19 protein-coding genes and 1 tRNA gene are annotated in these 25,995 nt (G+C 64.3%); 6 read left to right on the top strand and 14 right to left on the bottom strand.

Annotation, left to right across the window (positions count from 1 at the left end):
* Window positions 1-141: 141 nt before the first annotated feature.
* The 7 genes from WG901_RS19420 to WG901_RS19390 form a co-directional block, all read right to left on the bottom strand.
* Entirely contained in the window at window positions 142-891 is a 750-nt protein-coding gene (locus WG901_RS19420; RefSeq protein ID WP_417603733.1) for a GntR family transcriptional regulator, read from the bottom strand.
* A 172-nt stretch (window positions 892-1,063) separates the two neighbouring features.
* Window positions 1,064-3,244: a beta-N-acetylhexosaminidase gene (locus tag WG901_RS19415; protein WP_339588768.1), complete on the bottom strand. Its 2,181-nt coding sequence runs from the start codon at window positions 3,242-3,244 to the stop codon at window positions 1,064-1,066.
* Window positions 3,245-3,285: 41 nt separating this feature from the next.
* Complete coding sequence (locus WG901_RS19410) at window positions 3,286-5,370, bottom strand: beta-galactosidase (protein WP_339588767.1); 2,085 nt, start codon at window positions 5,368-5,370, stop codon at window positions 3,286-3,288.
* Between the two features lie 56 nt (window positions 5,371-5,426).
* Window positions 5,427-7,094, bottom strand: coding sequence for an N-acetylglucosamine-specific PTS transporter subunit IIBC (nagE, locus tag WG901_RS19405; protein WP_339588766.1), 1,668 nt, complete (start codon window positions 7,092-7,094; stop codon window positions 5,427-5,429).
* Window positions 7,078-9,600 (bottom strand): phosphoenolpyruvate--protein phosphotransferase, encoded by a 2,523-nt coding sequence (ptsP, locus tag WG901_RS19400; protein ID WP_339588765.1) that lies wholly within the window; start codon window positions 9,598-9,600, stop codon window positions 7,078-7,080. Before ptsP ends, nagE begins: the two co-directional genes overlap by 17 nt.
* 49 nt (window positions 9,601-9,649) lie before the next feature.
* Window positions 9,650-10,804 (bottom strand): N-acetylglucosamine-6-phosphate deacetylase, encoded by a 1,155-nt coding sequence (gene nagA, locus WG901_RS19395; RefSeq protein ID WP_339588764.1) that lies wholly within the window; start codon window positions 10,802-10,804, stop codon window positions 9,650-9,652.
* Window positions 10,804-11,844, bottom strand: a complete 1,041-nt coding sequence (locus WG901_RS19390; RefSeq protein ID WP_339588763.1) for an SIS domain-containing protein — start codon at window positions 11,842-11,844, stop codon at window positions 10,804-10,806. The genes nagA and WG901_RS19390 overlap by 1 nt, the downstream gene beginning before the upstream one ends.
* A gap of 242 nt (window positions 11,845-12,086) precedes the next feature.
* Between WG901_RS19390 and WG901_RS19385 the strand changes: the two genes are divergently transcribed.
* On the top strand, window positions 12,087-13,079 hold the full coding sequence (locus WG901_RS19385) for a sugar phosphate isomerase/epimerase family protein (RefSeq protein ID WP_339588762.1): 993 nt from the start codon (window positions 12,087-12,089) through the stop codon (window positions 13,077-13,079).
* A gap of 182 nt (window positions 13,080-13,261) precedes the next feature.
* On the opposite strand, the gene WG901_RS19380 is transcribed toward WG901_RS19385, so the two are convergent.
* Window positions 13,262-14,395, bottom strand: a complete 1,134-nt coding sequence (locus WG901_RS19380; protein ID WP_339588761.1) for an acyltransferase family protein — start codon at window positions 14,393-14,395, stop codon at window positions 13,262-13,264.
* Between the two features lie 205 nt (window positions 14,396-14,600).
* On the opposite strand from WG901_RS19380, the gene hpaI reads away from it, so the two are divergent.
* The 5 genes from hpaI to WG901_RS19355 all read left to right on the top strand — a co-directional run bounded on the left by hpaI (window position 14,601) and on the right by WG901_RS19355 (window position 20,906).
* Complete coding sequence (gene hpaI, locus WG901_RS19375) at window positions 14,601-15,392, top strand: 4-hydroxy-2-oxoheptanedioate aldolase (protein ID WP_339588760.1); 792 nt, start codon at window positions 14,601-14,603, stop codon at window positions 15,390-15,392.
* 204 nt (window positions 15,393-15,596) lie between these two features.
* Window positions 15,597-16,631 (top strand): amidohydrolase family protein, encoded by a 1,035-nt coding sequence (locus WG901_RS19370; RefSeq protein WP_339588759.1) that lies wholly within the window; start codon window positions 15,597-15,599, stop codon window positions 16,629-16,631.
* A gap of 296 nt (window positions 16,632-16,927) precedes the next feature.
* Window positions 16,928-18,196: a hypothetical protein gene (locus WG901_RS19365; protein ID WP_339588758.1), complete on the top strand. Its 1,269-nt coding sequence runs from the start codon at window positions 16,928-16,930 to the stop codon at window positions 18,194-18,196.
* Window positions 18,197-18,416: 220 nt separating this feature from the next.
* Complete coding sequence (locus tag WG901_RS19360) at window positions 18,417-18,908, top strand: Plug domain-containing protein (protein WP_339588757.1); 492 nt, start codon at window positions 18,417-18,419, stop codon at window positions 18,906-18,908.
* A gap of 228 nt (window positions 18,909-19,136) precedes the next feature.
* Entirely contained in the window at window positions 19,137-20,906 is a 1,770-nt protein-coding gene (locus tag WG901_RS19355; RefSeq protein ID WP_339588756.1) for a TonB-dependent receptor domain-containing protein, read from the top strand.
* A gap of 449 nt (window positions 20,907-21,355) precedes the next feature.
* Here the strand turns inward: WG901_RS19355 and WG901_RS19350 are convergent, their stop codons facing one another.
* The 6 genes from WG901_RS19350 to WG901_RS19325 form a co-directional block, all read right to left on the bottom strand.
* Complete coding sequence (locus WG901_RS19350) at window positions 21,356-21,682, bottom strand: RES family NAD+ phosphorylase (protein WP_339588755.1); 327 nt, start codon at window positions 21,680-21,682, stop codon at window positions 21,356-21,358.
* The gene (locus tag WG901_RS19345) at window positions 21,679-22,158 is read right to left on the bottom strand and encodes an antitoxin Xre-like helix-turn-helix domain-containing protein (RefSeq protein WP_339588754.1); all 480 of its coding nucleotides are present in this window, start codon (window positions 22,156-22,158) and stop codon (window positions 21,679-21,681) included. The genes WG901_RS19350 and WG901_RS19345 overlap by 4 nt, the downstream gene beginning before the upstream one ends.
* A gap of 124 nt (window positions 22,159-22,282) precedes the next feature.
* Complete coding sequence (locus WG901_RS19340) at window positions 22,283-23,617, bottom strand: HipA domain-containing protein (protein WP_339588753.1); 1,335 nt, start codon at window positions 23,615-23,617, stop codon at window positions 22,283-22,285.
* Window positions 23,614-24,270, bottom strand: coding sequence for a helix-turn-helix transcriptional regulator (locus tag WG901_RS19335; protein WP_339588752.1), 657 nt, complete (start codon window positions 24,268-24,270; stop codon window positions 23,614-23,616). Before WG901_RS19335 ends, WG901_RS19340 begins: the two co-directional genes overlap by 4 nt.
* A 135-nt stretch (window positions 24,271-24,405) precedes the next feature.
* On the bottom strand, window positions 24,406-25,731 hold the full coding sequence (locus WG901_RS19330; RefSeq protein WP_339588751.1) for a tyrosine-type recombinase/integrase: 1,326 nt from the start codon (window positions 25,729-25,731) through the stop codon (window positions 24,406-24,408).
* 166 nt (window positions 25,732-25,897) lie between these two features.
* Window positions 25,898-25,987: transfer RNA gene (locus WG901_RS19325), tRNA-Ser, on the bottom strand.
* Window positions 25,988-25,995 lie beyond the last annotated feature (8 nt).

The following is a 25,995-nucleotide window of genomic DNA, read 5'->3' as shown; positions in this document are numbered from 1 at the left end:
CGGGCGGAAGTGACGATCGGAGCGCCGGCCATGGCGAGAGGGCGGCCGATCGCATCGCGCCCGCCCGCAATCGCGGAACGGGCACGCCTATTTCATTGGTATGGTGAAGTCAGCCGACGCGACGATCCGCGGCTGCCCGGGTCAATCCGACAATTCAGCCACGAAGTCGTAGGCGTCGCCGCGATAATAGGAAGTCGTCAGCTCGATCAGGCGACCTGCCTTGGTGAAGCCCCGCCGCTCGATCAACAGCCCCGGCGAACCGGACGGCATGCCGAGAAGGGCCGCGCGATCGTCGTCGAAGCCGATCGCCCTGAGGCGCTGCAGGGCTCGGGTCGGGCGATGGCCGGCTTGGGCGAGCGCTTCGTAGAGCGACGCGTCGACGGTATCGATCGAGGCAAGACAGGTCGCATCGATCGTCGAATATTCGAGCGCCATGGGCAGGTCGTCGGCGAACCGAATGCGATTGAAACGGTAGACCGGCGTTCCTGGCGACAGGCCCATATTGATCGCCTCTTCGGGCGTCACGCTCCCGTTCGACTTGCTGACCCACTCGCTCCGCGGCTTGAGGCCGCGGGCGATCATGTCCTCCGAAAACGAACTGATCTTCGACGAACTCTTCTCGATGCGATCGACGTTGCCGGCAACGAAGGTTCCAGCGCCATGGCGCCGGTGCAACAGGCCCTCGTCGACGAGCGCGCCAATGGCCTTCCGGATCGTAATACGCGACACGCCCAATTCTTCCGCAAGGTCTCGCTCGGTCGGAAGGGCGTCTTCGGGACGCAGGCTGTCGCTTGCGAGCGCGGCGCGCAGCATGCGCTCGATCTGCATGTATTTCGGGGTCGCGTCCGTATCGTCGAGGCGGCCGAAGGTCTTGAGCATGAGCGCGGTCATCATCCTGAATGCATCCGCCGGACGGCCGAATGCGCCTCCCTGTCTAGACCAGTTGAGGACCAGTAAGGAAGAGCGCATTGCAGGATGGCTCGACACGACCGTCGCTGCAGATGTGATCCTGCCGCTGCGGCCTCGCACGATCGCGCCGCCGCGCTCGCCGCTCCTGCGGCTTTCATCGAAGCTTGCGCGCCACCTCGACCAGCCGCGCGACATCGGGCGCCGGGAGTATGATCAGCGCCGCGGGCGGCTGCTTGAGGCGCGCGATGGCGCCAAAGTCTGCCGAGGCGGCCTCGTAGTCACGCAGTTTGCGCAGCAGTTCCTGCCCATCGTTCGACGGCCTGACCGCCAGCGGCTTGCCAAGTTCGATCGCATCGAGCGCCGCCAGGCCCAGTTGGGCGAGATCGGCCAGGTCGCGCGCCGTGGGTATCGCCTTCTCAAGAAGTGGACGCCCCGCGGCCACCTTCTCGAATGCGGGCCGATTGTCGATCCAGCCCCGCATGGCGGTCCTCAGCAGCATACCGCGAGACTTGTCACCCGCCAGAAAAGCGGCGACGTCTACCCTGAAGCGGCGCGCCGGCGACCCGTCGGTCGATGCGGCGTCGGTCAGCTCCACGAGATCCGGCGTTCCGCCCATCATTGCCTCGACGTGGTTGGCGCCAAGCCGCGTCGGCGCCACCAGATCGACCAGGCGAAGGACCACTTCGGGCGCGTCGGGCGCCAGGCGCGACACCATGGCCCGCCTACGGCTGTCGTCGGCAAGCCCGAGGCTGCGCAGCTGCTCCATGACCGGCAGCATGCGCGCATACATATCCGTCGTGTCGGTCAGAGCGGCCGACGACCAGAACCGCTCGGCGAGCGCGAGGCCGCGGGGCCACAACCGTCCATCGAGCAGCTCGTCGTTCACCCCTTCTGCCCAGAGCGGCCCCTCGCCGCCGATCACGAGCTTTTCCTGCTCGGGGGTCAAAGGTGGGACCGGACGCGCCACGAGACCATCGGAAACCTGAGCCGCGGTCACGGGATTCTTGCGAACGTTGGCGAGAATTTCGGCTGACATGGTCGAATAGGCCATGGGATCGAGCATGTCGTGGCCGTAGTAGTATTCGGCGGTTCTGAGGTCGTTGATATAGAACCCGGCCGAGACGATGACGCGGTTCCCCTTGGCGGTCGCCGTCGAGAGCGGATTGGATGAGCGCCACGCCTGGACGATGACGTCGCGCGGCAGCGGCGTATCGGCCATCTCGTCCCAACCGACCGTGGTCTTGCCCTGGGCGGCGAGAATCTTGCGCAACCGTTCGTGGAATCGGGCTTCGACTTCGATCTTGGTCTTCAGACCATACCGCGCCTTCATGGCCTCGACTTCCGCACTGCCCGCCCAGGCAACGTCGGAGACCTCGTCGCCGCCCACGTGGAATTGTCGGTCCGGGAACAAGGGGGCCATCTCGCCGATCAGCTTCTCGAGGAACCGATAGGTGCGTTCGGACGCCGGATTGAGCGCGCTCTTGGGCTTCGCCAACGGATCCTTGGGATCGATCGGAGCCACGGCGAGTTCGGGGTAGGCGGTCAGCAAGGCATGGCTGTGCCCGGGCAGGTCGAACTCGGGAACGATCCGCACCCCCCGATCGGAAGCGTAGCGCACGAGTTCGCGGATCTCGTTCTGGGTGTAGTACTCCCCGTGCGACGCGATTGTCGTCAGCTTGGGAAAGACGCGGCTCTCGACCCGGAAGCCTTCGTTGTCGCTGAGATGGAGGTGGAGTACGTTGAGCTTGGCGAGCTCCATGGCGTCGATCTGCCGCTTGATCGTCGCGACGCTGACAAAATGCCGGGCCGTGTCGATCATGACCCCGCGCCAGGCGAAGCGCGGCGCGTCACTGATCCGGACCGCGGGGATCATGCGGCCGCGCGCATCACGGCCGACCAGTTGCCGGAGGGTCGCCAGAGCGCGCAGAACGCCCGCCTCGCCGTCGGCTTCGATCGAAATTCCCGAAGCCGCGACCGACAAGCGATAGCCTTCGCGGGCGCCGATCCCCAGGGCATTGGAATCGTGCGACAGGCAGCGGATCGCGAGCGGTACCGTCCCGGATCCAAGGGGACTACCGGCGAGGGTGACCACGTCGCGGAGGAAACGCGTCGTGGCCGAAGAGACCATGCCCTGCGCGCAGCCTTGAATGTTCGCCTCGAGCCTCGCGTCGAGGCGCAAGGTTCCTTCCACCTGCTCGACCTCGCGCGGCATCGGCATCAGTGCCGGGCGGACGTCAGCCTTGGCCGAGGCAGCGACGGCAAGAGCGCAAAGGGCCGCAGCAGCGGTCAGCGCCGCGCGGGTGCTGGGCCGCAACCCAAGCTTGGTGTCGTTCATTGTGATCCTCTCGCGATACCGAGGCGCCATCGGGCGCCCGATTATTTTGCTTCGATGACGGCCACGCCCCAGGGCGCCAGAGACAAGGCCGTGCCGCTATCGACGCGGCGTCCCGACAGAAGGTCGCTGCCTTCGGTCGCGGCCAGGTTCACCTGGCGCGCTTCGCCGGAAAAGTTGAGGACGTAGCGCACGCGCTGCCCGCCCTTGAGATAGCCGCTGCGAACGATCACCGGAAACCGGCTTCCCGTTTCCCAGACGACGCCAGCTCGCCTCGCCGCATCGGCGACAATCTTCTCGGCGAGCGCATCGCTCGGCATGAAGCCGACATATTCGACCTCGCCCGCACCGTACGAATTGCGCGTCATGGCGGCATAGCGCGACCAGGCCGGGTGGTCGTAGCGCGCCATGACGGTGGCCGTGGTCGGCTCGAGCATTTCCATCCACCAGCGTGCCTTGTTGTCGGCGGCCCCAACCGAGAACGGATCACCCTGGAGCGATACGTCGACCGGCCGGGTGTAGAGCTGATACTTCACCCCCGCCGCCTCTGCGATGCCGCCTGGCTGCGCCGCATAGCGGACCTTGGTGTTCTCGTCGGAGAACCCGCTCTTGAAGGTGTAGAGGAGATGCCCCCCGGCCTTCGCGTAGGCGTTCAACCGTTCGATCTCGGCATCGCTCGCGGCGTAGAGCGCCGGAACGATGATGAGCTTGTACTTGTCGAGCGGGGTGGTCGTCGCGGGCGACAGCACGTCGACCTCGATGTTCTGACGGTAGAGCGCGTCGTAGAAACCTCGGAACACGTCGTTGTAGCCAACTCCGCGCCCGCCTGCTTCCATCTTGAAGGAATCGAAGGCGCTGAGCGCAGTATTGCTGACGTAGACCGCGACGCTGTTGCGCTTCTCCATGTCGACGAGCTTGGGCCCGAGGCGCTTGAGCTCAGCGCCCACCACCTTGGCCTCGGCGTAGACGGCATTGGGCTGGTAGTCCTGGCCCAGCAGACCGCGCCAGTAGGTTTCGACGGCGTTGGCCGTCGTCGCCCAGTGCCAGTACATGACCCCGTTGGCGCCCGACGCGAGGTGGCTGTAGGCCTGAAGACGCAGCTGCCCGGGATAGGGCGTCCATTCGGGCATGCCCTGTGCCTGTGTCTCGACGACCAGGTAGTTCTTCCCTTTTACCGAACGCGCTATGTCGCCGCCAAATGCGATTTCGGCGCCGGTGAGCTTGTCCTGGCCTGGGTGGTAGATATCGACGCCAGATATATCGAGTGCCTTGCCGGCCGCCCAGTGGTCGACGTCGGGCTGAACGCCGAAGGAATAGTTCCGCCACTCGTAGTCGAAGTTCTGCGTGACGAACTGACCTGTCCGGGCACGACCGCGCACAAGTCCGGCCTGCCAGGCCAGATAGTCGGTGACGAGGCTGCGCTGGTAGGCCGAGAAGGCATTGGCGACGCTCGCGTTGATCGTGCCGACCGTCGAGGGGAAATCCTCCCAGCGGTTTATCCGGTTGCTCCAGTAGTCGAGCCCCCAAGCCTTGTTGAGCGCATCGAGGTTCCCGAAACGCCGGCGCGTTGCCTCGACAAAGCCCGCCTGCACGCGCGGTCCATTGGTGTTGTAGTGCTTGGTCTCGTTGTCGATCTGATAGCCGATCACCGCGGGATGATCCTTCACGTGATCGACGAGAGCGACAATCACGCGTTCGGCGGCAGCACGATAGTCGGGATCGGTGATGTCCATGTTCTGCCGACGGCCGTAGGTGCCGGGCTGGACGAGGACGTTGGGATGCTCGTGCGCCAGCCAGGTCGGTATGGCATAGGTCGGCGTGCCGACGATCACCTTGATACCCTGCCGATGCATCGCCGCCAGCGTTCGATCCACGTGCGAGAAGTCGAAGACGCCGGGCTGCCGTTCGAGCGTCCCCCAGGTCGATTCCGCTATGCGCACGACATTGATGCCGGCGGCCTTCATCAGCTCGGCGTCCTTCTCGACGCGGTCGACGGGGGTGTACTCGTCATAGTAGGCGACCCCGTAGAGGATCGTGTCGGCCGATTTGCCTGTGCCCTCAGCCCAGGCAGCGATCGGCGTCATTCCGAGGCAAGCCAGGGCAGCCGTGACCGAGCGTTCGAGCTTCATCTTGTTCTCCCGTTTCGCCGGCAGGCGCGCGTGCGCCTCTTGGCTTTTCCGCGGCGTCACCGCCGGCTTTTCATGATGACGTGAAATGAATTTGGCGCCGCGCGCACGACGCCCCGCAGCCCGGCGAGCGCAATCGTGGGCGGCTTGGCCGGCGCGTCGCGGACTGAAACGATGACCCGGTTCCCCCGGACTAGATGCTCGGTCACGTTCGAAGCTCCTCCGAATGCCGCGATGATCGCGAGGACATCCTCCCGCGCAAGCCCTTCCTCGGCGGCGACATGGGCCGCGACGAATGGTGCTCTCCCGCCGCCCATGGCCTCGCGGATTTCACCCGCAACAATGTCCGCCATCGGCCCCAGCACGACTTGCACCGCCCCCCCGCCAGGACGCAGCACGCCCCGCGCACCGAGAGATCGCAACCCTGCTTCATCGGCCTTCGCGGGCGTCATGAGCGTGAGGCGCAGTCGCGTCGTGCAAGCGTCGACCTCGACCACGTTCTCTTTGCCGCCCAAGGCCTCGAGGAAGGCGAGCCCGCGTCCGCCTGTCTCGGCGGGCCGTTCCTCGACCAGCTGGGCCCCACTCTCGCGTCCCGGCGTGGCGAGGTCGAAACGGCGAATGACGAAAGAGAAGACCGTGTAGTAGACGAGCGCGTAGACGAGACCGACCGGCAGCAGCAGCAGTGGGCGCTGGTCGAGCCCGAAGTTCACGAGATAGTCGGCGAGGCCCGCCGAGAAGGTGAAGCCGAGCTTCACGCCGAGCGCGTCCATGACGACCATCGCGAGGCCCGTCATGAGCGCGTGGAACAAATAGAGTGCCGGCGCGAGGAACAGGAACGTGAACTCGATCGGCTCGGTGACGCCGGTCAGGAAGGACGTCAGCGCGAGGCTCAGCAGCAGACCTCCGACCTGACCGCGTCTGTGCGGCGGCGCCGCGCGATACATGGCGAGGCAGGCGGCCGGCAGGCCGAACATCATGACGGGGAAGAAGCCCGACATGAAGCCCCCGGCTGTGGGATCTCCAGCGAAGAAACGCTTGAGATCGCCAGTCGCACCGCCAAAGTCGCCGAGCACGAACCAGGCCACGTTGTTGATGATGTGATGAAGCCCCGTGACCAGCAGCAATCGGTTGAGGGCGCCGTAGATGAACAGGCCCACCGGCCCCGAACCGAGCGCCCAGCGGCTGACCGTATCGACGCCCCCTTCGATGGCGGGAAGTCCAAGGCCGAGCGCGACCGCTCCGACAACGCCGGCTGCGCCAGCCGCGATCGGCACGAAGCGGCGACCGCCAAAGAAGGCGAGGTATTCCGGGACGCGGATCGTGTGGAAGCGATTGTAAAGCAGGCCCGAGACGAGGCCAGCGGCGATCCCCGAGGGGACGCTGAGCTTGGCGATCGCGGCATCGGCCCATGCCTGCGAAGGTAATCCTGCCGCTATGCCTGGTGGAGCTACGAGAAAGGTCTTTGCGCCCTCGGTCAGGACGAGGAAACACACCACGCCAGCGACGCCCGCCGCGCCGTTGTTTTCCCGCGCGAGGCCGACCGCGACGCCAGCGGCGAACAGGAGGCCCAGGTGTGCGAACACCGCGTTCCCGGCTGCTGCCATGAACGCGAGATCGAGCAGGTCGGGCTGGCCGAGGCGCAGGAGCAAGCCAGCGAGAGGCAGGACCGCAATTGGCAGCATGAGCGCGCGTCCCACGCGCTGTAGCGGATCAAAGCGCAAACGCATGAAAATGCTCCTCGACGAGATTGCGGACCTCGCTCGCGCTCGTCGCATCAAGGGCTGCCGCCGCGAGTGGCTCGCAGCCTGCGGCCACCAGCCTGCGCACGGCGCTCTTGACCGCCGGCACGGCCGGCGGGCTGACCGACAGCTCGTCAATTCCCAGCCCGACGAGGATCGCCGTAGCCGCGGGGTCAGAAGCGACACCTCCGCAAACGCCGATCCAGCGACCGTGAGCCCGGGCCCCTTTGGCAGCTTGGGCAAAGAGGCGCAGGACGGCGGGGTGGAGCGGATCTGCCATTGCCGTCAAAAGGGGGTTCTGCCGATCGGCGGCGAGCACGTACTGGGTAAGATCGTTGCTTCCGATCGACAGGAAATCGGCTTCCTCGGCCATCTTCTCGGCGAGCAGGGCGGCGCTCGGCGTCTCGATCATTATCCCGAGTTCGGTCGGGTTTTCCGCCCCGACCCGCGCCTCGACATCACGCAGGATCGCCTTGGCCGCGCGAAGTTCCGCCAGATCCGTGACCATGGGCAACATGATGCGCCGCTGGTCCGCCGCAAGGCCGGTTATGATCGCCTCGAACTGCTCGGCCAGCACTTCTGGCCGCGATAGCGACAGCCGGATACCCCGGGCCCCGAGCGCCGGATTCTCCTCCACCGGCGTTGGCAGATAGGCCAGCGGCTTGTCCGAACCGGCGTCGAGGGTTCGCACGATAATCGGGCGCCCGGCGAGCGCCGCGCCGACGGCCGCATAAGTCGCGGCCTGCTCCTCGCGCGTGGGTGGGGTCGTGCGGCCAAGAAACAGGAATTCGGTCCTTAGCAGGCCGCACCCCTCGGCGCCGTTGATCGCGGCGCGCCGTGCGTCGTCGACCGATCCGCAGTTGGCGAACACGCCGATCCTGCGACCATCGCGCGTAATGCAGTCTTCCTGCGCGCTCGCCGCTTCGGCACGAGCCCGTTGATCGGCTGCACTCATGTCGGCGCGGAACGCCGCCAGGGCCGCGGGCTGCGGATCGACGAGCACCTCGGCGCGAACAGGGGCGACGACGACCACGGTTCCGTCCGCAACGTCGAGGATCGCATCCCCGCAAGCCACGATCATGGGCACGCCGCGACTGGCCGCGAGGATCGCGACATGGGAGGTCGCCCCGCCACCCGCGGTCACGATCGCGGCAAGGCGGGCTGGATCCAGACTGACGAATTGCGAGGGAAGCACGTCTTCGGCGATGACAATGGCCCCGTCGGGCTGTTCCACGGTGCTGGCCACCTCGCCGAGGATGAGCCCGATCAGCTGACGCTCCACATCGAGGAGGTCGGCGGCACGTTCCGCCAGTATCGCGTTGCCCGAAGACCGCAGCGCGGCGGCCTCTGCGCGCAGCGCTGCCCGCGCGGCCGCGGCGGCGCTAAGCCCCGAGGCGAGCTGGTCATCCATGGCCTTTCGCAGCTCTGGGTCCTCGCAAATGGCAAGATGGGCCTCGGCGATCTCGTTGCCCGGTTGCTTCGCGAGACGTTGGCGCAAAGCTTCGATCGCGGTCTCCAGGACAAGGTGCTCCGCATCCACGCCGTGACCAAGCTCGGGGACCAAGCGATCCTCGCTTCGCAGGCGGAAGGCGACGCCTTCCGCTCCGCCCGGCGCGGCTCGAATTCCCGCGATCCGATGACGGTCGGCGGTCACGGCGCCGGCATCGGGATGTGTTCTCAGCTCACGGTCCGAGACGACATCCGAGGACTCGAACCCATCGCCGCGGGCGGCTGCTTCGTCGGCGAGGCCGCTCGCAATCGATGCGGCGAGCGCCTCGACCGCCAGGACGGCATCGCTTCCGCTTCCCGCGATCGCGATCTCGGTGCCATGACGCAGGTCGAGCTTGAGAAGGGCCGTGACGCTGCGCGCGTTTGCCTCGCCGCCATTGCCCTGGATCGTCACCTGAGCCTCGAAGGGTTTGAGGGTCGCGGCGATGCGTGCGGCCGGACGGGCGTGGATGCCGTGGAGCAAGGGAATTCGCAGGCGGCACAGATGGTCGGGCACCACGGGTCCGGCAGGCCGATCCGACCGGTCGCCGCGGGGCCGAAAGACGCCGATCGGTTCGCCCGCGCTGACGCGCCTATCGACAGCGAAGGCCTCAACCTCGAAGTCCTCCCCCAAGACGACGAGCGGCGTGAGAAGGCTTCTCGCATTTCGCCCAACCTGGTCCAGATCGAAGCGTAGCAGCACGTCCCCGCTCGCTACACGATCGCCGACCGCGACGACCCGCTCGAACCCCGAGCCGCGCAAGACCACGGTGTCGATACCGATATGGATTAGGATGTCCGCGCCATTCTGGTGGCGCAGGGTTACCGAGTGTCCGGTCGCGGCCACGACGGCAATGACCCCATTGCAAGGCGCTCGGACCGTACCTTCGAGGGGATCAAGAGCGACGCCGCCGCCCAGCAGCTCCGTGGCGAAGGCCTCGTCGGGCACTTCGCCCAGTGGCGCCAGCCAGCCATCGAAGGGCGCGGATAGGATCGCGTCGGTCATGCCTCGTCAGCTTCGCGAGAGCGGATGGCGGTGACCGGGACCCTAGGCATCAAAGTTCCCCTTCGCGATATTCCTCGCCGCCGATCCAGGTCGCGCCGACCTTCACGTCCTCGTCCAACCACACGAGATCGGCCGCTTCGCCAACGGCGATGCGCCCCCGCCTCCCCCGCAAGCCCAGGAAGTCTGCTGGCGCCGCAGCTGCCATGGTCAGGGCGTCGGACAAGGGCAGCTCGAGCAGGCCGACTACATTGCGGACGGCTTGTCCCATGGTCAGGTTGGACCCTGCGAGGATACCGTTTTCGTCCACGCAACGGTCGATGCCGACCTGAATCTCGCGCCCTTGCAGATTGAAGCTCCGCATCTCGGTGCCCACCGGAGACATGGCGTCGGTCACGAGCATGAACCGATCGATCGGCCGACATCTGAGCGCCACCCTCAGCATGGCCGGATGCACGTGCACCCCATCGACGATGATGCCGCACCAGGCGTGCTGGTTTTCCAGCGCCGCGCCGACAACGCCTGGTGCGCGATTGACGAGCCCGGACATCGCGTTGAACAGATGGGTAACTCCCGTCACCCCGGCAGCGAAAGCCTTTCGCGCCTCGTCGTATGTCGCTTCCGTATGGCCGACGGAAACGATGACCCCGTTCGCCGCCAGCTCGCGAATAGCGGCTTCGCCCACGATCTCGGGGGCGACGGTCACGAGCCTACGACCAGGACCGGGTTTCGCCACCAGTTCCAGCATCGCACGATCGGCACCGCGGAAGAAACGCGGATCGTGGATGCCATGCCGGCTGGGCGCCAGCATGGGTCCTTCGATATGGATGCCCAAAATGCCGGGCACGCCGTCCTCGATCGCGGACCGAACTGCATCGATTGCGCGCGCGACCACCTCGATGTCGTCGCTGATGATGGTTGGCAGGAATCCTGTTGTGCCGAAACGCCGGTGAGCAGCGCCGATCGTCTCCAGCGCTTCAAGCTCGGGCGCATCGTTGAACAGGATGCCGCCGCCGCCGTTGACCTGGCAATCGATGAAGCCCGCCGCGAGCGTTCCGCCGGCGAGTTCGCGGCGCCTAACGCTGCGATGCAAGGCCGCCTCGGCAACGATCGCGGCAATCCTGCCGTTTTCGACTACGACGCAGTAGCCCTCTACAAGTTTCCCCGCGACATGCACGCGGGCTCCGCACAAGGCCTCGCGCGGCATCACCGAGTCCTCGTGACTTTAGCGAGATGCGGGGGCTGGTCTGGATCGAGCCCGCGCGCAAGGCTGAGGCTCGCCGCCGCCCGATAGAAGGAAAGGGTCATCATGATCGGCTCGAGCGCCGGATGGCCCGGCAGCGTCGGCAGAGGCTTCGCGCCTACCGCTTCGCCCCCCGCGATCATCACGTTCGCCCCGCGCTCAGCCATATCCGCGGCAGTCGCCCGCGACGTCGCGCCCGAAGCATCCGATTGCACCAGCGAGAGCACGGGAAAGCCGGCCCCCACCAGCGCCATGGGACCATGGACGACCTCGGCCGAACTGAAGGCCTCGGCATGAAGCTGAGAGGTTTCCTTGAGCTTCAAGGCCATTTCCTGCGCGATGCCGAGACCCGGTCCGCGACCGAGGATGAAAAGCTGCCTCGCATCGACAAGGGCCGCAGCAAGCTCCCACCAATCCTGTTCCCATGCGCTCGCGAGATGTAGGGGCAGTTCCTCGATGGCCGAAAGCAGATCTTCGTCGCGCGACCAGGCAGCAACGATCCAGGCCAGCGCCGCGAGCGAGCAGATGAAGGACTTGGTCGCGGCAACGCTGCGCTCGGGACCCGCCGACAGGGCGATGACTTCGTCGCACATGGCAGCCAAGGGAGAATCAGGCTGATTGATCAGACCGACGACTACAGCTCCGCCCGCCTTGGCGCGCGCGACGGCCGCAAGCAGGTCCGGGCTGGCACCCGATTGCGAAACGGCAATGCACAGACCCGCTGTATGGGGCGCTGGCGCGTCGTATATCGAGGCCGTCGACAGGCCTATCGAGCTCGTGACGATGCCGAGCCGATTCTCGATGAGGTAACGGCCATAAGTGCATGCGTGGTCCGAGCTTCCCCGTGCGGCCGTCAAGACGACAGCGGGGGGTACGGCCGAAAGGCGAGCCGCAATGCGCTCGACACACGCGCGATTGCCCTCGAGCAAACGGGCCACGGCATCGCCCGACTCTTTCGCCTCGGCATACATAAGCGTGCGGGCCGCGACATCGGGATCAGGCATTCGATTCTCTTATCACGAAACAGGCCTCTCCCTCGCCCTCGCGGTACGACGACGCGGCGAATTCAATTCCACGGAAATTGGTATTGCACAAGCTCAAAATTGGTCTCATTACTTAGCAACACACGAGCGCAGACCTGCTCAAACAGGCTGAACGATCCGCGAGCAGATCGAGAATTGGGATAGAGATTGGCATGAACTCGGTTCCCTAGAGGGAGCTCGAGTCGCGGAAAAGGGAACGCCAGATGCCGCCAGATGAGAAGAACCAGGCGCGCGCCTCCAGCGCGGATCAGCGCGCGGGGCGGCTCGACACGAGTGAAATGTCCGGAGCCGTGAGCCGCCGATCTTTGCTGATGTACACTGCGCTTCTTGCCGCCCCTGCCTTGGCACGGCCTGGCGAAGCGCCAACGATCCGTTTCGGCGTTCAACTCTACCCTCTGCAGGCGCCGTTCGCCTCCGACATGCCGGGCCTGTTCTCCACTTTGGCGCGGGCGGGCTTCCGCACCGTCGAATTCGCGGGTTTTGCGCCGCACAGCCCATCGGCGATCCGCTCGGCGCTTTCACAGGCCGGCCTTCAGGCATTTGGAGCCCACTGCCTGCCTCTAACTCTCTCCGACGAAGAAGCCGCGCGCCAGATGGACGCCTGCGCCGCGATCGGAGCCTGGCGGGTCACCACCGCCCTGCCGTCGGTCATGCCGACCAAGGACCGCCCGAAGCCGCCATTGTCGGCTGTATTCTCCGGCATGTCGGGTGACGACCTGCGATGGTCTGCCGAACGGATGAACCATTTCGCCCACATGGCCAGCGCGCGCGGGCTGATCTACGGCTACCATTCGCACAACGTCGACTTCGCGCTCGTCGAAGGCCGCACGATCCTCGATTGGCTGATGCGCCTGACCGAGCCCGGTGCGGTGGCGCTACAACTCGACCTCGGCAATGCGGTACTTGCCGGGGCGGATCCGATCGCGCTCCTCGGCCGCTATCGTGGCCGGGTGCGCTCGGTCCACGTCAAGGATTGGATAGCCGGCTTCACGCCGTCGCTTGGCCTGCGCTTCCCGGCCCCCGCCCCGCTCGGCGCAGGCGCCATCGATTGGGATGCGATCATGCGGGCGCTTTCTCAATTCCACGTGGCCGACATCATAGTCGAACAGGAAGCGCAAAGTGGTACCGATAGTTTGGCCGCCCAAATCCAGGCGGTGGACTATCTGCGGGGAATGGTCCGCAAAAATCCGATCTGACTTCGTCGGAAGGAGGCCGACCAATGCAGAACAGGACTTTGCGCCCTGCACCGTGCGCGGCTTCCCTCTTCGCCATTTTCGCCTGATACGGACAATCGCGGGCCAACGGACCTCTCGAACACACTCGGCGAAGAAGACTGCGAACTGAAGAGCCCGCGCTGGGACGCGGCGATCCTCGGCGACTAGATTTTTACATACCACCCACGCCGATCCATGATGGCCAAGGGCAACCAGAGTATCGCGAGAAAGATCGCCACCGGCGCGAGCGCAGCTGTTTCGTTTCCGACGATCGGAGCGAGCCATTTCATCGGCGCGCGCAGCGGCGCGCTCATGACGAAATTGATGATCACATAGTGGAGTGCATAAGCGGTAATCGCATTGCGGCCGAAGCTGCCAAGCAGCCCCCCTTTGCGCATCCCATGATCACGGCCGTCGAACACGCGGTGAAACAACGCTAGCCCGATGAGCGTGATGCCGGCGCTCAGGAATACGAAGCTCGTCGTCCAGATCGGCTTGGCGATCGGGATCACAGGATCGAGCAGCATAGCCGCCGCGATACCGACGACACCCGCGGCCGCCAGTCCCTGCGATCGTCGCGATACCGACAGCTTGCTTCGCAACAGATCACCGGCGATCGTGCCGATGAAGGCCTGGGCGAGTGCGGGCAGCGTGCTGAGAAGTCCTTCGGGATCGTAGCCCAACGGTCCTTTCTCGCCCATCCAGTCACCGAACACCTGCCGGTCGAGCCAGGATGCCAAGTTCTGGCCCGGCTCCCACAGATCCGTTGGAACACCTCCGGGCACGGGCAGAAGACAAAGTAGAGCGTAGAGCGCGAGAATTGTGGCCGCGGCAACGGATCGCCACCGCCAGCTCGTGCGCGGATAGACGAGCGCCGAGATCGCGTAGACGATTGCGATGCGCTGGAGAACGCCGGGAAGCCGCGGCGGCCAAGGATCGGGCGAGAACGGCAGGTACAGATTGACCAAGACAAGGCCGAGGAGGATCAGCCGCAATGCGCGCCAGGCGATCCGCCGCGCAGACAGCGGCGCGTCCGGTCTCGCAGAGATCGCGATCGAGACACCCACCATCGTGATGAAAGCCGGAAAAACGGCGTCGGCCGCCGTGAAGCCGGCCCAACGCGCGTGCAGCAGAACTGGGAAGACCGGCCCGGCCACGTAGTTCAACGCGGCCGTGGCGTTGACCACGATCATGCCCGCGACCGTAAGCCCGCGCAGCAAATCAAGCGACGGTAGCCGGACCGCCCTCGCACGATCCCGAGCCTGGTCCGTTGACCCGGCTTGTGCGACGCTCGCCATATTCTTCTCCCGTTCAAAGCTATATCGCCAACCATCATACCAATTGAAGTGGTGTCAATACCAATATATCATGAGACCCACATGGCCGTACGTTCCAAGATGACGATCGTTCGTTCGTGGCGCTGATCCGGCTGGAGAAGTGACCCGCCATGCGGGCCGTTGAGTCTTAGGGAAAAGGGCCCGACTGGGCTGGGGATGCGAGAACGTGATCGAGAACGTCTTCAAGAGAAAGCTTCTGGCGCGCGAACGGCAGATCGGCCTCTGGCTTGCCATGGCTGACGCCTATGCGGCCTCGATCGCCGGCCAGGCCGGTTTCGACTGGCTCGTGATCGATGCCGAGCATGGCCCCAACGATCTGCGCAGCATCCTCGCGCAGCTGCAATCGATAGAGAGCACGCCTTCGATGCCAGTGGTACGCCCGCCGCAGGGCGAAGGCTGGATGATAAAGCAGCTGCTCGACATCGGCGCACAGACATTGCTCATTCCGATGGTCGAGAACGCCGAGCAGGCTCGCCAGCTCGTCGCCGCATGTCGCTACCCTCCTCGGGGCCGCCGAGGGATGGGCGCTGGCATAGCGCGAGCCTCGCGCTTCAACACGATCCCCGACTACGTCGATGCGGCAGATGACCAGATCTGCCTGCTCGTCCAGATCGAAAGCCGTCAGGGACTGGACAACCTAGAGGCGATCGCCGCGATCGAAGGCGTGGATGGACTGTTCATCGGTCCCGCGGATCTCGCAGCCGATATGGGGCACACGGGAAACATGCACCACTCGGCCGTCCAGGCCGCTGTAGAGTCAGCGATTGGCCGCATTCAGGCCTGCGGCAAGCCCGCGGGAATACTGACCTTCGACGTCGACCTGAACCGGCGTTATCTGGAACTTGGCGCAACCTTCGTGGCGGTCGGCGCGGACGTCCCGATCTTCACCGCCGCGCTTGGCGATCTCCTCGCACCCTATTCCGCCTCGGCGACAAGACCTCCATCGCGAGGATATTGAGCGCCAGACGCTAACCGCGCCGCAGCCCATGATTCTCTTGGTCCGAGCGCTCGACCCGCGGGCTTGCTGGCTTGCAACTGTGTCGACCACGTCGTCTGTGCGCGATGCCACCTGATGGCAGCAACAGCCGCCCCATTACGCCCCCCCTTTCCATACGCATGCGAATGTTGTTTGCTGCCTCCTGTGATATTTGGGGAGATGGACATGAGCGCACTTTCGCGAAGAGACTTTATTGTGGCAGCAGGCGCCGCAGGCGGCACGATGATGGTCGGCACCGCCGGCCTCGCCCAACAAGACGATACTCCTTGGCGCGGCGAGAAGATCGTCGACTGTCATTTCCACGACCGCCCAACGGATGCGGCGCTGATCGCACATCTCGACGGGGCGGGAATTTCGAACGGCCTGGTACTTGCTGGGGTCCCGTCCGCCGATCGGTTCGCAGCGACTGCAGCGAAGTATCCGGGACGAATTTCGGGATGGGCCATGAGCACGGTGCTCGCCGCCGACGGCGCGCAGCAGCAGGAATCGGTCGCCGGCATGGCCCGCATTCCGTCGCCCGAAGCGGCCATCAACCTTCGCAAAGCCGTTCGGGCCGGAGCAAAGGGCTTTGCCGAAACCGTGGGTGTGGTCGCGGTCGACGGGCCCGAACTGCAGCGCCTCTATGCGCTGGCCGCAGAACTCGACGTACCCGTGATGATGCATTTCCAGGAAAGCAGCGTGCCCAATCTGCCACGTTACGGGATAGCGGGTTTCAGCCGCATCGAGGCAATGCTTCGCGCCTTTCCCAAGACCCGTTTCGTCTGCCATGCATCGGACTTCTGGGGGAACATCGACAGCCAGTTCCACGATGGCGGAGCCTATCCGACCGGCAAGGTCAATCGCGGTGGTCTCACCGAGAAACTTCTCGCAGACTACCCCAACATGTTCGGTGACCTTGGCGCTCCGTCGGGGCTGATCCAACTCGCTCGGGATTCCGAGTTCACCTCCGGCTTTCTCGACCGGCACCAGGACAAATTGCTCTTCGGCAGCGACTGTGGATGCATCGATGGTCGCGGTGGCACCCTGGCTGCGGTAGGGACTTCGGCGATGCAGACGCGGATGGCAGCCCAAGGCGGGCTCGCCGGAAAGTGCATCGCGCGCGAGTTGCTCAAGATCATGTGGACCGGAGTAGAGCGGCCGACATTCCGCAAGCTCGCCTGGAGCAACGCCCAGCGGGTCTACAAGCTTGATCCAGGATAAGAACCGCGCCGACGCGGCAACCTAGCCTCGTCTCGTGAGCCCGTCTCACTCGATGGAGTATGAGGCTTTCACCGCACGCTCCGTACGCCATCGAATGTAAAGTTCGTGTAAAGGCACTGGCGAAGCAAGGCTTCAGCGGGCACCCGTTTTCTCGAGAGGATATCCGAAGGTCCGCGTTCGCCCGATCTCTCCGCAGGAGCGAAGGCAGACTGCCGATGCACGACCTTGCCCGGCCGTCTCGGCGCACCTTGGGTATCCTCTCACATCGACCTTGATCCGTTGACGGGAGCGCGCGCGTGATAGCTGGGAAAGTCCAACGCTGCGGCATTCTCGCTCGCACGAGCCTTGCCCTGTCCATTTCTCTCCTGCTTGCCGGCGCATCCCAGCTGCCTGCGGCGGCCTCCCCCGCCGATCCGGCGAAGACAAACTCCACGCGCGGCATCACCAACGAAGTGTTCCGCAACGGCGAGGCGGGTTTCGTGGTGACCCAGTTCGCCTATGCCCTGGGGCCCGACGGCAAGGATGGAGCCTGCCCGACCGGCATGTCCGCTGGCGTGCGCGGCTTGATCGAGACCTATTCGAAGACGGCTGCGGGCCAGCGCAAAGCGGACGAGGATAAGGAGAGCTACGAGCGCCGCCTGTCCCTCGCTGTGCAAACCGCGCCCGACGGCACGAACATTTGCCTCAATCCCGCGAGTGCTCCCGTCGATCCGGGATGGCGCATGGTGACGGGCCGCGTGAAGGTCGACGGCTTCGATCTCGATGCGCGGGAGCCGGGCGCTAGCCGTACGCGATCCGTCGATACGTGCTCGCATGAGGAATTCCAGGGCACGAATGGCGAACGCGGCATCGACAACCAATGGTACCGTGTCGTCGGTTGTTCGCCCAGTTTCCAGTCGAGTGGGAGCTCGAACGGCTTTCAAACCGAGATGTACACGGGCTCCTGGGGTATCCTGATGACGCTCAAGAACGTCGATGACCTCGACAACGATCCGGAAGTCGAGGTCGGGTTCTACGCCAATGCCGATCCGATCGAGCTCAGCTCGACACGCAGCGCCCTGCCCTACGCCACCTACGCGGCAACGCCCGACGCACGATACCGCGCGACAACCCGAGGGCGGATCGTTGACGGCGTCTTGATGATCGATCCCGTCGACGTGCGCTTCCACAACATCGTCAACAGCATGACCGACGACCGCGTGCTGCGCTCCGCGCGCGTGCGCTTCAAGTTCGCGCCCGACGGTGGTCTGGAAGGCCTGCTCGCGGGCTACACGCCGATCGACGACATGTACGACCTGCAATACGGAGCCCGTCACAGTCGCACGGCCAAGGGCGAGCTTGCGCCCTTGGGCTTGCGCCTGGGCACATCGGTCGGCCGCGCCGCGGTGCTCGGTCATACCTGCAATGGCGCTTACCAGGCTTTGGAGCGGGCGGCCGACGGCCACCGGAACCCGGCGACGGGTCGCTGCACCTCGATCTCCACCCAATACAAGGTCCACCTGGTTCCGGCCTTCGTCGTCGAAGCCAAGACCCAGAGCGCCAACGCGCCGCTCGCGCTGCGCTAGACGCGTCGAACTAGATTTCGATTAGCACGTATCTGCAGATAATCGCCGGTTACGCGCAGATCCGCGACGACCGCCAAAACTCTGCCTGGTGCGCTGCTAATGAATGCATGCCAATTCAATACCACATGAACAATCATGCATACCAGTAAGGCAATTTTAACCATTCGCCCTGATAGCGCTACCACCGCAAAAATGCGGAGTGACCGTTTCAGGGGGCATGATGTTCAATACCCGTATCACGATCTTCAATTCTTGTGTTTCGCTGGCCGCCATCGCCGTGGCCGCGCAGGCTTCGGCCGCCTTCGCGCAGGACGCAGCCAAGCCCGTCACGGCTTGGGAAGCAAGCCGCCAGGCCGACGACAGCGACATGGTGACGACGGGCGTGGCCCGTGGCCGAGATCGCCTCGACAGCGCCACCTCCACGAGCTCGATCAAGGAAAACGAAATCGTGAAGCTCGGCGCGCCGTCGCTCGCGGATCTGTTCCGTAACATCCCCGGCATCCGGGTCGAGGGCGGCGCAGGCGAAGGCCTCAACAGTTATACCGTCCGCGGACTGCCGCTCGTGAATAGCGGCGCGAAGTATCTGCAGATCCAGGAAGACGGCCTGCCGGTTCTCGAATTCGGCGATCTCGCCAACATGGGTCCGGACCTGTTCGTCCGCGCCGATCTCAACCTGGCCTCGGTCGAATCCATCCGCGGCGGCTCGGCCTAGACGTTCGCCTCGAATGCTCCGGGAGGCGTAATCAATCTCATTTCCAAGACCGGCGAAGTCGAGGGCGGCTCGATCCAGGTCTCGGCCGGCCTCGACCACGACAACAAGCGCGTCGATTTCGACTACGGCGGCCGCCTCGGTGGGGGCTGGCGCTTCCATGTCGGTGGATTCTACCGCCAGGGCGAAGGCCCGCGCGAGACCGGTTATACGGCCACGCGCGGCGGCCAGGTGAAGTTCAACCTCACCAAGCAGTTCGAAGGTGGCTACCTGCGCGTTTACGGCAAGGTGCTCGACGACAAGTTTCCCGGCTACGCGACTGGCCCGATGTCGGTCACGGGCACGAACGACAAGCCGGTGATCGCTGCGATGCCGCAGTTCGATGCGACGCAGGACACGGTGATGTCGCGTTACATCGGCGGCATCACGCAAGCTGACGGCACGGGCAACATCGTCACCAACAACCTGCAGAACGGCTATCGCGTCGAGGCCAAGACACTCGGCGCCGAGTTGCAGTTCTCCTTGGGCGATTGGAACTTCACGAACCGCTTCCGCTATTCGGACATGTCGGGCGAAGCCGACCTGTTCGATCCTTCGATCCAGTTCTCCGGTGATGTGCTGATCAGCTATTTTGCAGGCCCTGGAGGCCGTATCTCTTACGCCACTGGCCCCCAGTCCGGTACCGTCGCCAATCCGGCCAGCATCAGCGGTAATGGCGTCATCGCGCTCACCTCGGTTGGTCACACCAAGATCAACAGCCTGCGCAACGTGACGAACGATCTGCGCACGAGCAGGGTGTGGGAGATCGCCGGCGGCGACCTGACGACGACTGCGGGCGTCTATGCATCGACCCAGAAGATCGATCGCGAAACTTATGGCTCGGTCATCCTTCAGGACATCGTTGGAAACGGCCACTCCGCGCTCCTCAACCTCACGGCAGCGAACGGCACCGCGATCGTGCGCAACGGCATCTATTCATTCGCCGCCGGCACCGGACCGCAGCGCGTCAACGTCGACTACGACGTTCTGGCGCCTTATGGCTCCTTCAACTTCCACAAGGGCAAGATCGCGATCGGCGGCTCCATCCGCTATGATCGTGGCAATGTCTCGGGCCTTCAGGCTCAGGGTTCGGGCTCGGCAGCGATCGACATCGACCGCAACGGCATCATCGACCGCGCCGAGGCCAGCGTTCCCCTGATCGGTGCCGGTGCTTCGCGCCCCGTCGACTATCGCTACGACTACGTGTCGTATTCGGGCGGCATCAATTTCCGTGTTGCCGAGAACTTCTCGCTGTTCGCTCGTCACAGCCTGGGCGGTCGTGCGGGTGCCGACGCCCTCCTCTTCTCCCCGGCAATCAGCGCAACCACGGGCGCGCTGCTCGACGATAGCGCGGGACACGATTCCGTTCGTCAGAGCGAAGTGGGCCTCAAGTACCGTGACAATGGCATCTCGCTGAACGTCACCGGCTTCTACGCGACCACCCGGGAAACCAACGTGCAGATGATCCCCGACTACCTCGGGATACCGACGCCGACGCTCGTGTCGCGCGGCTACCGGACTTACGGTGCGGAGTTCGAAGGCAGCATTCGCCGCGGTCCCTTCAGTGTCGTTGGCAGCGTGACGCTGACCGGCGGCGAGATCACGGCCGCGGAAACACCGACCCTCGTCGGAAACAAGCCGCGCCATCAGGCCACGCTGCTCTACACGCTCACGCCGCAAATCGATCTCGACAAGATCACCGTCGGCGCCAACCTGCTGGGGCAGACCGCCAGCTACGCGCAGGACATCAATCAGCTGAAGATGCCGGGCTATGCAACGGTCGGCCTCTTCGCCCAGATCCGTCCGGTCGACCGGCTTGTCCTCGGCATCAACGCGAGCAACATTTTCGACAAGCGCGCCATCACGGCGATCTCGAGCGGTGCCGTGCCCGCGAGCGGCATCGCGACCGCCCGCACGCTCTACGGTCGGCTCGTGTCTGCGTCGGCACGGTTCTTCTTCTGATCAACGAGGTCCCTGCCCGCTGCCACTTAAGCCCTGGCAGCGGGATTCCTCCCGGCGACGCAGTCCCCAAGTTGCGTCGCCGGGACTTTGACTGATATCAGCGCCTCGCCTCCCGACGCGATCGGAAAGGCGATTTCGAGTCTTGGCTCCGCTTTGCAAGACGCACCGCTAGTTCTGGGCTTTTGTCGACCATCGCCAGCGCCTGAATGCAATTCACCAAACGTGCGCGATTGCTTCAGATCGGACGCAACAGATGCCCGCCAGGCACGGCGAATTGTTGCAGAGCCGCGCAAAAAGTAAGAGTCTTGGCGCCAGGGCATCCGGGCCGCCGGATCTCTGTACAGGCGATTGGCTAAAAGTTCCGGCTCATGACCAAGCATGCCTCGAAGCCCGGGTGCCCGCCCCACAAGTGGGCCTAGTGGCAGATCAGATAGTTTTACTACCCTGAACTAGGCGCCGCGCAGAACGCGCGGATCGTTGAGCCACTTCCTGACTTTGCGCGCGGAAACGCGAGCCGCATCGGGATGCACCGGATTGATCAGCAGGTTCCGCTCCTCGGGGACGATAACGGACGGCACCTCAAGCAGAAGCGACCGCCGGCTTTTCACCCACTCCGTGCCGAAAGCGATGCTTGCGCGCCCTGAAGGCTCGGCCTCCCAACCGATGTGCTTGGCGGGGTCGACTTGCTCAGCCGATGCCAGCAAGTCGGCACCCGAGACGTCATCCGCCTCGTATGAAGGCGTATCGGCTGCGATGCGCCAGAAGCTGCCGCTCAAACAAAGACGCCAGACTGCATCTGTGCGAGCGTTCGCGAGATGACGGCCTGCCCTTCCATGGTTTCGAGATAGTCAATCGGCATCGCCCCCCCGTAAGCCGGGAGGGGGTTTCTCAGCCACCACGATAGCCACTCAATTGCATCGAACCCTTCCGGATCCCCGGACTCCTCGACCATGGTTTGGACCTGGCCGACCAGCTTCACGAGCCCGATGACCCGCTCACCCTCGTTGGTCGATAGGGACTCGTCGTTGACCGCCTTGCGATTGACGGTCGCGGTCTTCAGGCCCAGCGCGTCGAGCATGACCTTCTGGTCAAGCTGGAAGCGAGTGAAGAGCAGCTTGGCTTTGCGTGCCGACACGCCGTTCTTGATGAACGCGATCCGATCCGCGGGCATCGCCTTATAAACAGCCGAGAAGTCGAATGCCTGCCCGTTCTTTGCGGGAGGGGATTTGCGGGTGATGACGGACCTCTCCACACTGATGCTCCTTGGGCAAAGTGATAGCCCACTTGGGCATCCATACAACTGAAGCCGCCCCGCAACTTCACTGAAATGGCATTTTCAACGCCGCGTTGAAACGAAAACTGGGTGAATAGCTGCCCTAGCTCGCGAGCCAGCCCCCTCCGGCCGGCTCGAAGTAGTCGCGCTCGCGGATGTCGAGATCAATTTCCAGTATCTGCGCCAGGTGATCGATCTCGCGCCCGATCAGATCATCGAACAGCCTCAGCCCGATCGTGCGAAGCATTCCAGATCGCGCCTCGATCGTTTCGAGCATTTCGCGGACCGGGCCGTTGATGAACCTCCTGGCACGCGGCCCCTGCAATCCAAACTCGGCGAGAAAGGCCAGCATGTGGTCCGTTGTCATGTCGTCGAAATCGGTCGCGCCTCCGAGATGAACGGCGAGCTGATGCGTGAAGCGTCCATGCAAGCGGATTGGCAGCAAATCGTAGAGCGGCGCGAGGTGGATGCTGCCATCGGGGGAATAGAGAACACCATGGTTCTTCGCATGGTTGTCGGTGTTACCGATGGCGAGGTTGAAAAGCGTGGCCAGGACGAACGTCTCGCGCGCTTTGGCAGGAGCGGCGAGACGGTCGAGCACCGAGCGAGCCTGCTGCGTGTCATAGCGCCGGCCTTCGGCGCCATTCCTCTCGTATTTGAGCCGCGCCGGCAGTCCCAGAGCTTGGGCAAAATCCTCCTGGTGAACCCGATAGACGGTGCCCTCGTGGACGAGGCGGTCGAACCTCTCGATCAGGAGCGCATCGACGCCTTCGATGACCGTGTGGTGCGATCGCGAAACGGCAAAACCGCATGCGTGGGCAATGCGGCAGGCCGCATCTTCTTGCAGCGCCTCGCCCGCTTCACCGCGCCGCGGCACCTTGAGGATGTGCGTCGTAGGCACCTTGCGACCGTCGATCGGAAAGGCAAATCGACCGTCCTCAAGTACCGTGATCGCAATCTTGCGCTGCACCCCTGCTACCGGCGAGGGATCGTCGAATTCGGCCGGCAAGGGCTCGCGGTCCGCGAGGCGCTGCGCGATCAAGGCGATCTCGTCCTTTTCGAGCGGCCGGTAATCGGCGGCTAGGTCTCCCGGAACCTTGATCGCGGGGGCGCCCACGGGAACGCAGGAGATCGCGCCCGGACAGTCACCGCCGACATGAGCGAGGATGTCGACGATGTCGGCACGGTCGAGACCTTCGCGGTCGATCACGCGCTGCATCTGATCGTTTTCGGGCAAGAGATTGTCGAAGAACGCCCGGGCAAGGCCATCGCCGATCGGCTCCGCGCCGAGCGGCAAAGACATGGAGATCGGACGACCGCCCGCGGCATATCCTTGCGCGTAGGTGAACGACACTGAACCGGTATCATGCGCATCGAGACGCCCGACAGGGTCCCTCACCCCATCAAGACGCACGTCCAGCGAGAGCCTTATGGTCACGGCAGGAAGCCGATCTTGATGCCGGCCGCTTCGCAAACCGTGAGAACCAGGCCGATGTCGAGGCTGGATTTTCCGCGTTCGAGTTCGCCCAGAAACCGGCGCCCCACGCCGGCCAGATCCGCAAAGCGCTGCTGGGTCATCCCCATCGCCTTGCGAGCATCGCGCACCCGGTGCCCGATTTCGGCTATTGAGGAGATTGGTGTTGCCGCTGGGTTCGGCGCGGGCCTGGATGCCACCGGTTTCGTCACGCTTTCGCCATGCTCGCGCGCTGGCGCTACGGGCGCTTCCATAGCGGCAAGGACATCGCTGGCAGGAGATCGATATATGTCGAGCCCTTGGAGCTGTCTCAGCTCGCGCATGATGCGCAGGTCCTCCTCCATCGCCGGCGTCGTACCGATGTGCGCATAGCGACCGAAGGTGTCGTGGCCCAGGATGTCAGCAAGCTTGTCTGCGGACAGACCAAGCGACCGTTCGAGGGGTGAGCCCTCCTGCGAAAGCGCCATGATCGAGGCAAGCTCGGCCATGCGGCGCGCTTCTTCGGTCTCATCGAACAACTTCTGATGTTTTTCGATCTCGGCATACTGCGCCGCCAGCTCCGCCGCGCGTAGCACGTCAGGCGAAATGCCAAGGCCAGACTTGTGGACTTTCACCATACCATTGTTCCCGTTCGGGGACTTTAATAGCCGTTCAGCGCTAAATTTTCAATAAGTCCCGTTCGGGAACATTTAACGGATTTGCCTGCGCCTATCACCGAAATGTTCCCGAACGGGATCGAAGCCAAATCTCCCTTACGCAGCGAACCGAAAATTGTCGGTCACCGCCAAAGGCCGGCCACGGCGCCGATGGCGTCCAACTTCTCGCGCCGGCAGGTTCATCAGCAGTTCGGGCTCGGGCAGGCCCTCGCAGAGCATGTCGGCCCAGATCTGCGCGAGCTCGCGACGACGCGGCAGGTAGGCCGCACGGTTGTAGACGCCCTCAACCTTCTTTTCGGGCACATGGGCGAGCATCAGGTCAAGCACCTCGCGGTCGTGCTTCTTGCCGTGCCGTTCCACCCACTCGTTCATGATCGTCGAAAACGACGCCCGGAACCCGTGTGGCACGTGGCGGCCATGATAGCCCGCACGGTGCAGCAGATAGCCGATGGCGTTCTCGCTCATCGGCTTGTGGGCATTGCGGGCATTGGGAAAGATGTAGGGCCCGCCGCCGGTCAGCGGCCAGATCGCGCGAAGCACGTCGACGCTCTGCCGGGCGAGCGGCACGAGGTGATCGCCATTGGGATCCTCCTTGCGATCCTGGTCTCCCTTCATCCGCCACGCGGGAATGCACCAGAGCGGCTCGGCACTGTCCAGCTCCTGTTGCTCCGCCCATGCCCCGCCATGGAGCTCATTGGGGCGTACGGCGGTGAGCGCGATGAACCGCAAGGCATAGCGCGTGATGGGCCGGGCATAGTCCGCCTCGGCGTCCCGGATCATCTTCTGCAGGCGCGCAAGATCGGTGATCGCCGGCTGCCGCCCGCGCTTCACGGACTTGAGGACGGAGCCGAGCTTTTCGGAGGGGTCTTTCTCCGCCCACCCCTGCGCGATCGCATATTCGAAGCTCGCCGAGATTCGCTGACGCAGACGGTGCGCCGTCTCCTTCGCGCCGCGCGCCTCGACGACTTGCAGCGGCTCGAGCACGAGCGGCGGCGTGATATCGCAGATCGGGAGCTTGCCGATCATCGGAAAGACGTCGCGCTCAAGACTCCTGAGGACGTCGTCTGCGTGCCGCGACGACCACTGCGACTTCGAATGGGCATGCCAGAGGCGGGCGACCTTTTCGAAGGTGCTGCGCGCGGCCTCCAGGTTCTCTTCGATCCGGAGCTTCTTGACGACCCCGGGATCGCGCCCTTCGTCGAGAACGGCCCTGGCCTTGTCGCGCTTGGTTCGAGCCTCGACAATGCTCAGCGCGGGGTATGCGCCAAGACACAGGGTCTTCTGCTTCTTTTCGTAAGTATAGTTCCAGCGCCATTTCTTGCCCCCGGCCGTCGTTACCAGGACATAGAGCTGCTCGCTGTCGGTGAGCTTGTAGGGCTTGGATTTTGGCTTTGCATTCCGGACTTTAGCGTCGCTGAGCATGGTTCATCTCCAGACCATGTTTTTCCGATGCCGTTACCATGCCGCGTACCATATTCCGGACCGGAACGTGGCGAACGGCTATGGCCGAATCGATCAGCTAAAAGTCAATTTTTCGAGCAAAAACACAATCTTACCGGACTGCTGCGGACCGCTGCGGAAGCGGTGATGGCGGAGAGGGTGGGATTCGAACCCACGGTACGGTCACCCGTACACCGCATTTCGAGTGCGGCGCATTCGACCACTCTGCCACCTCTCCGTGAAGTG

Source organism: Novosphingobium anseongense, assembly GCF_037482895.1.
Taxonomy (GTDB): Bacteria; Pseudomonadota; Alphaproteobacteria; order Sphingomonadales; family Sphingomonadaceae; genus Novosphingobium; species Novosphingobium anseongense.
This window is presented reverse-complemented; position numbering and strand designations above follow the sequence as displayed.

Excerpts from the sequence above, each read along its gene's own strand:
- nagE (WP_339588766.1), bottom strand. The coding sequence starts at position 7,094 with ATGCGTTTGCGCTTTGATCCGCTACAGCGCGTGGGACGCGCGCTCATG.
- WG901_RS19390 (WP_339588763.1), bottom strand. The coding sequence starts at position 11,844 with ATGCCTGATCCCGATGTCGCGGCCCGCACGCTTATGTATGCCGAGGCG.
- ptsP (WP_339588765.1), bottom strand. The coding sequence starts at position 9,600 with ATGACCGACGCGATCCTATCCGCGCCCTTCGATGGCTGGCTGGCGCCA.
- WG901_RS19380 (WP_339588761.1), bottom strand. The coding sequence starts at position 14,395 with ATGGCGAGCGTCGCACAAGCCGGGTCAACGGACCAGGCTCGGGATCGT.
- nagA (WP_339588764.1), bottom strand. The coding sequence starts at position 10,804 with ATGCCGCGCGAGGCCTTGTGCGGAGCCCGCGTGCATGTCGCGGGGAAA.
- WG901_RS19370 (WP_339588759.1), top strand. The coding sequence starts at position 15,597 with ATGAGCGCACTTTCGCGAAGAGACTTTATTGTGGCAGCAGGCGCCGCA.
- WG901_RS19410 (WP_339588767.1), bottom strand. The coding sequence starts at position 5,370 with ATGAAGCTCGAACGCTCGGTCACGGCTGCCCTGGCTTGCCTCGGAATG.
- WG901_RS19420 (WP_417603733.1), bottom strand. The coding sequence starts at position 891 with ATGACCGCGCTCATGCTCAAGACCTTCGGCCGCCTCGACGATACGGAC.
- WG901_RS19415 (WP_339588768.1), bottom strand. The coding sequence starts at position 3,244 with ATGAACGACACCAAGCTTGGGTTGCGGCCCAGCACCCGCGCGGCGCTG.
- WG901_RS19360 (WP_339588757.1), top strand. The coding sequence starts at position 18,417 with ATGTTCAATACCCGTATCACGATCTTCAATTCTTGTGTTTCGCTGGCC.
- WG901_RS19385 (WP_339588762.1), top strand. The coding sequence starts at position 12,087 with ATGCCGCCAGATGAGAAGAACCAGGCGCGCGCCTCCAGCGCGGATCAG.
- WG901_RS19335 (WP_339588752.1), bottom strand. The coding sequence starts at position 24,270 with ATGGTGAAAGTCCACAAGTCTGGCCTTGGCATTTCGCCTGACGTGCTA.
- WG901_RS19330 (WP_339588751.1), bottom strand. The coding sequence starts at position 25,731 with ATGCTCAGCGACGCTAAAGTCCGGAATGCAAAGCCAAAATCCAAGCCC.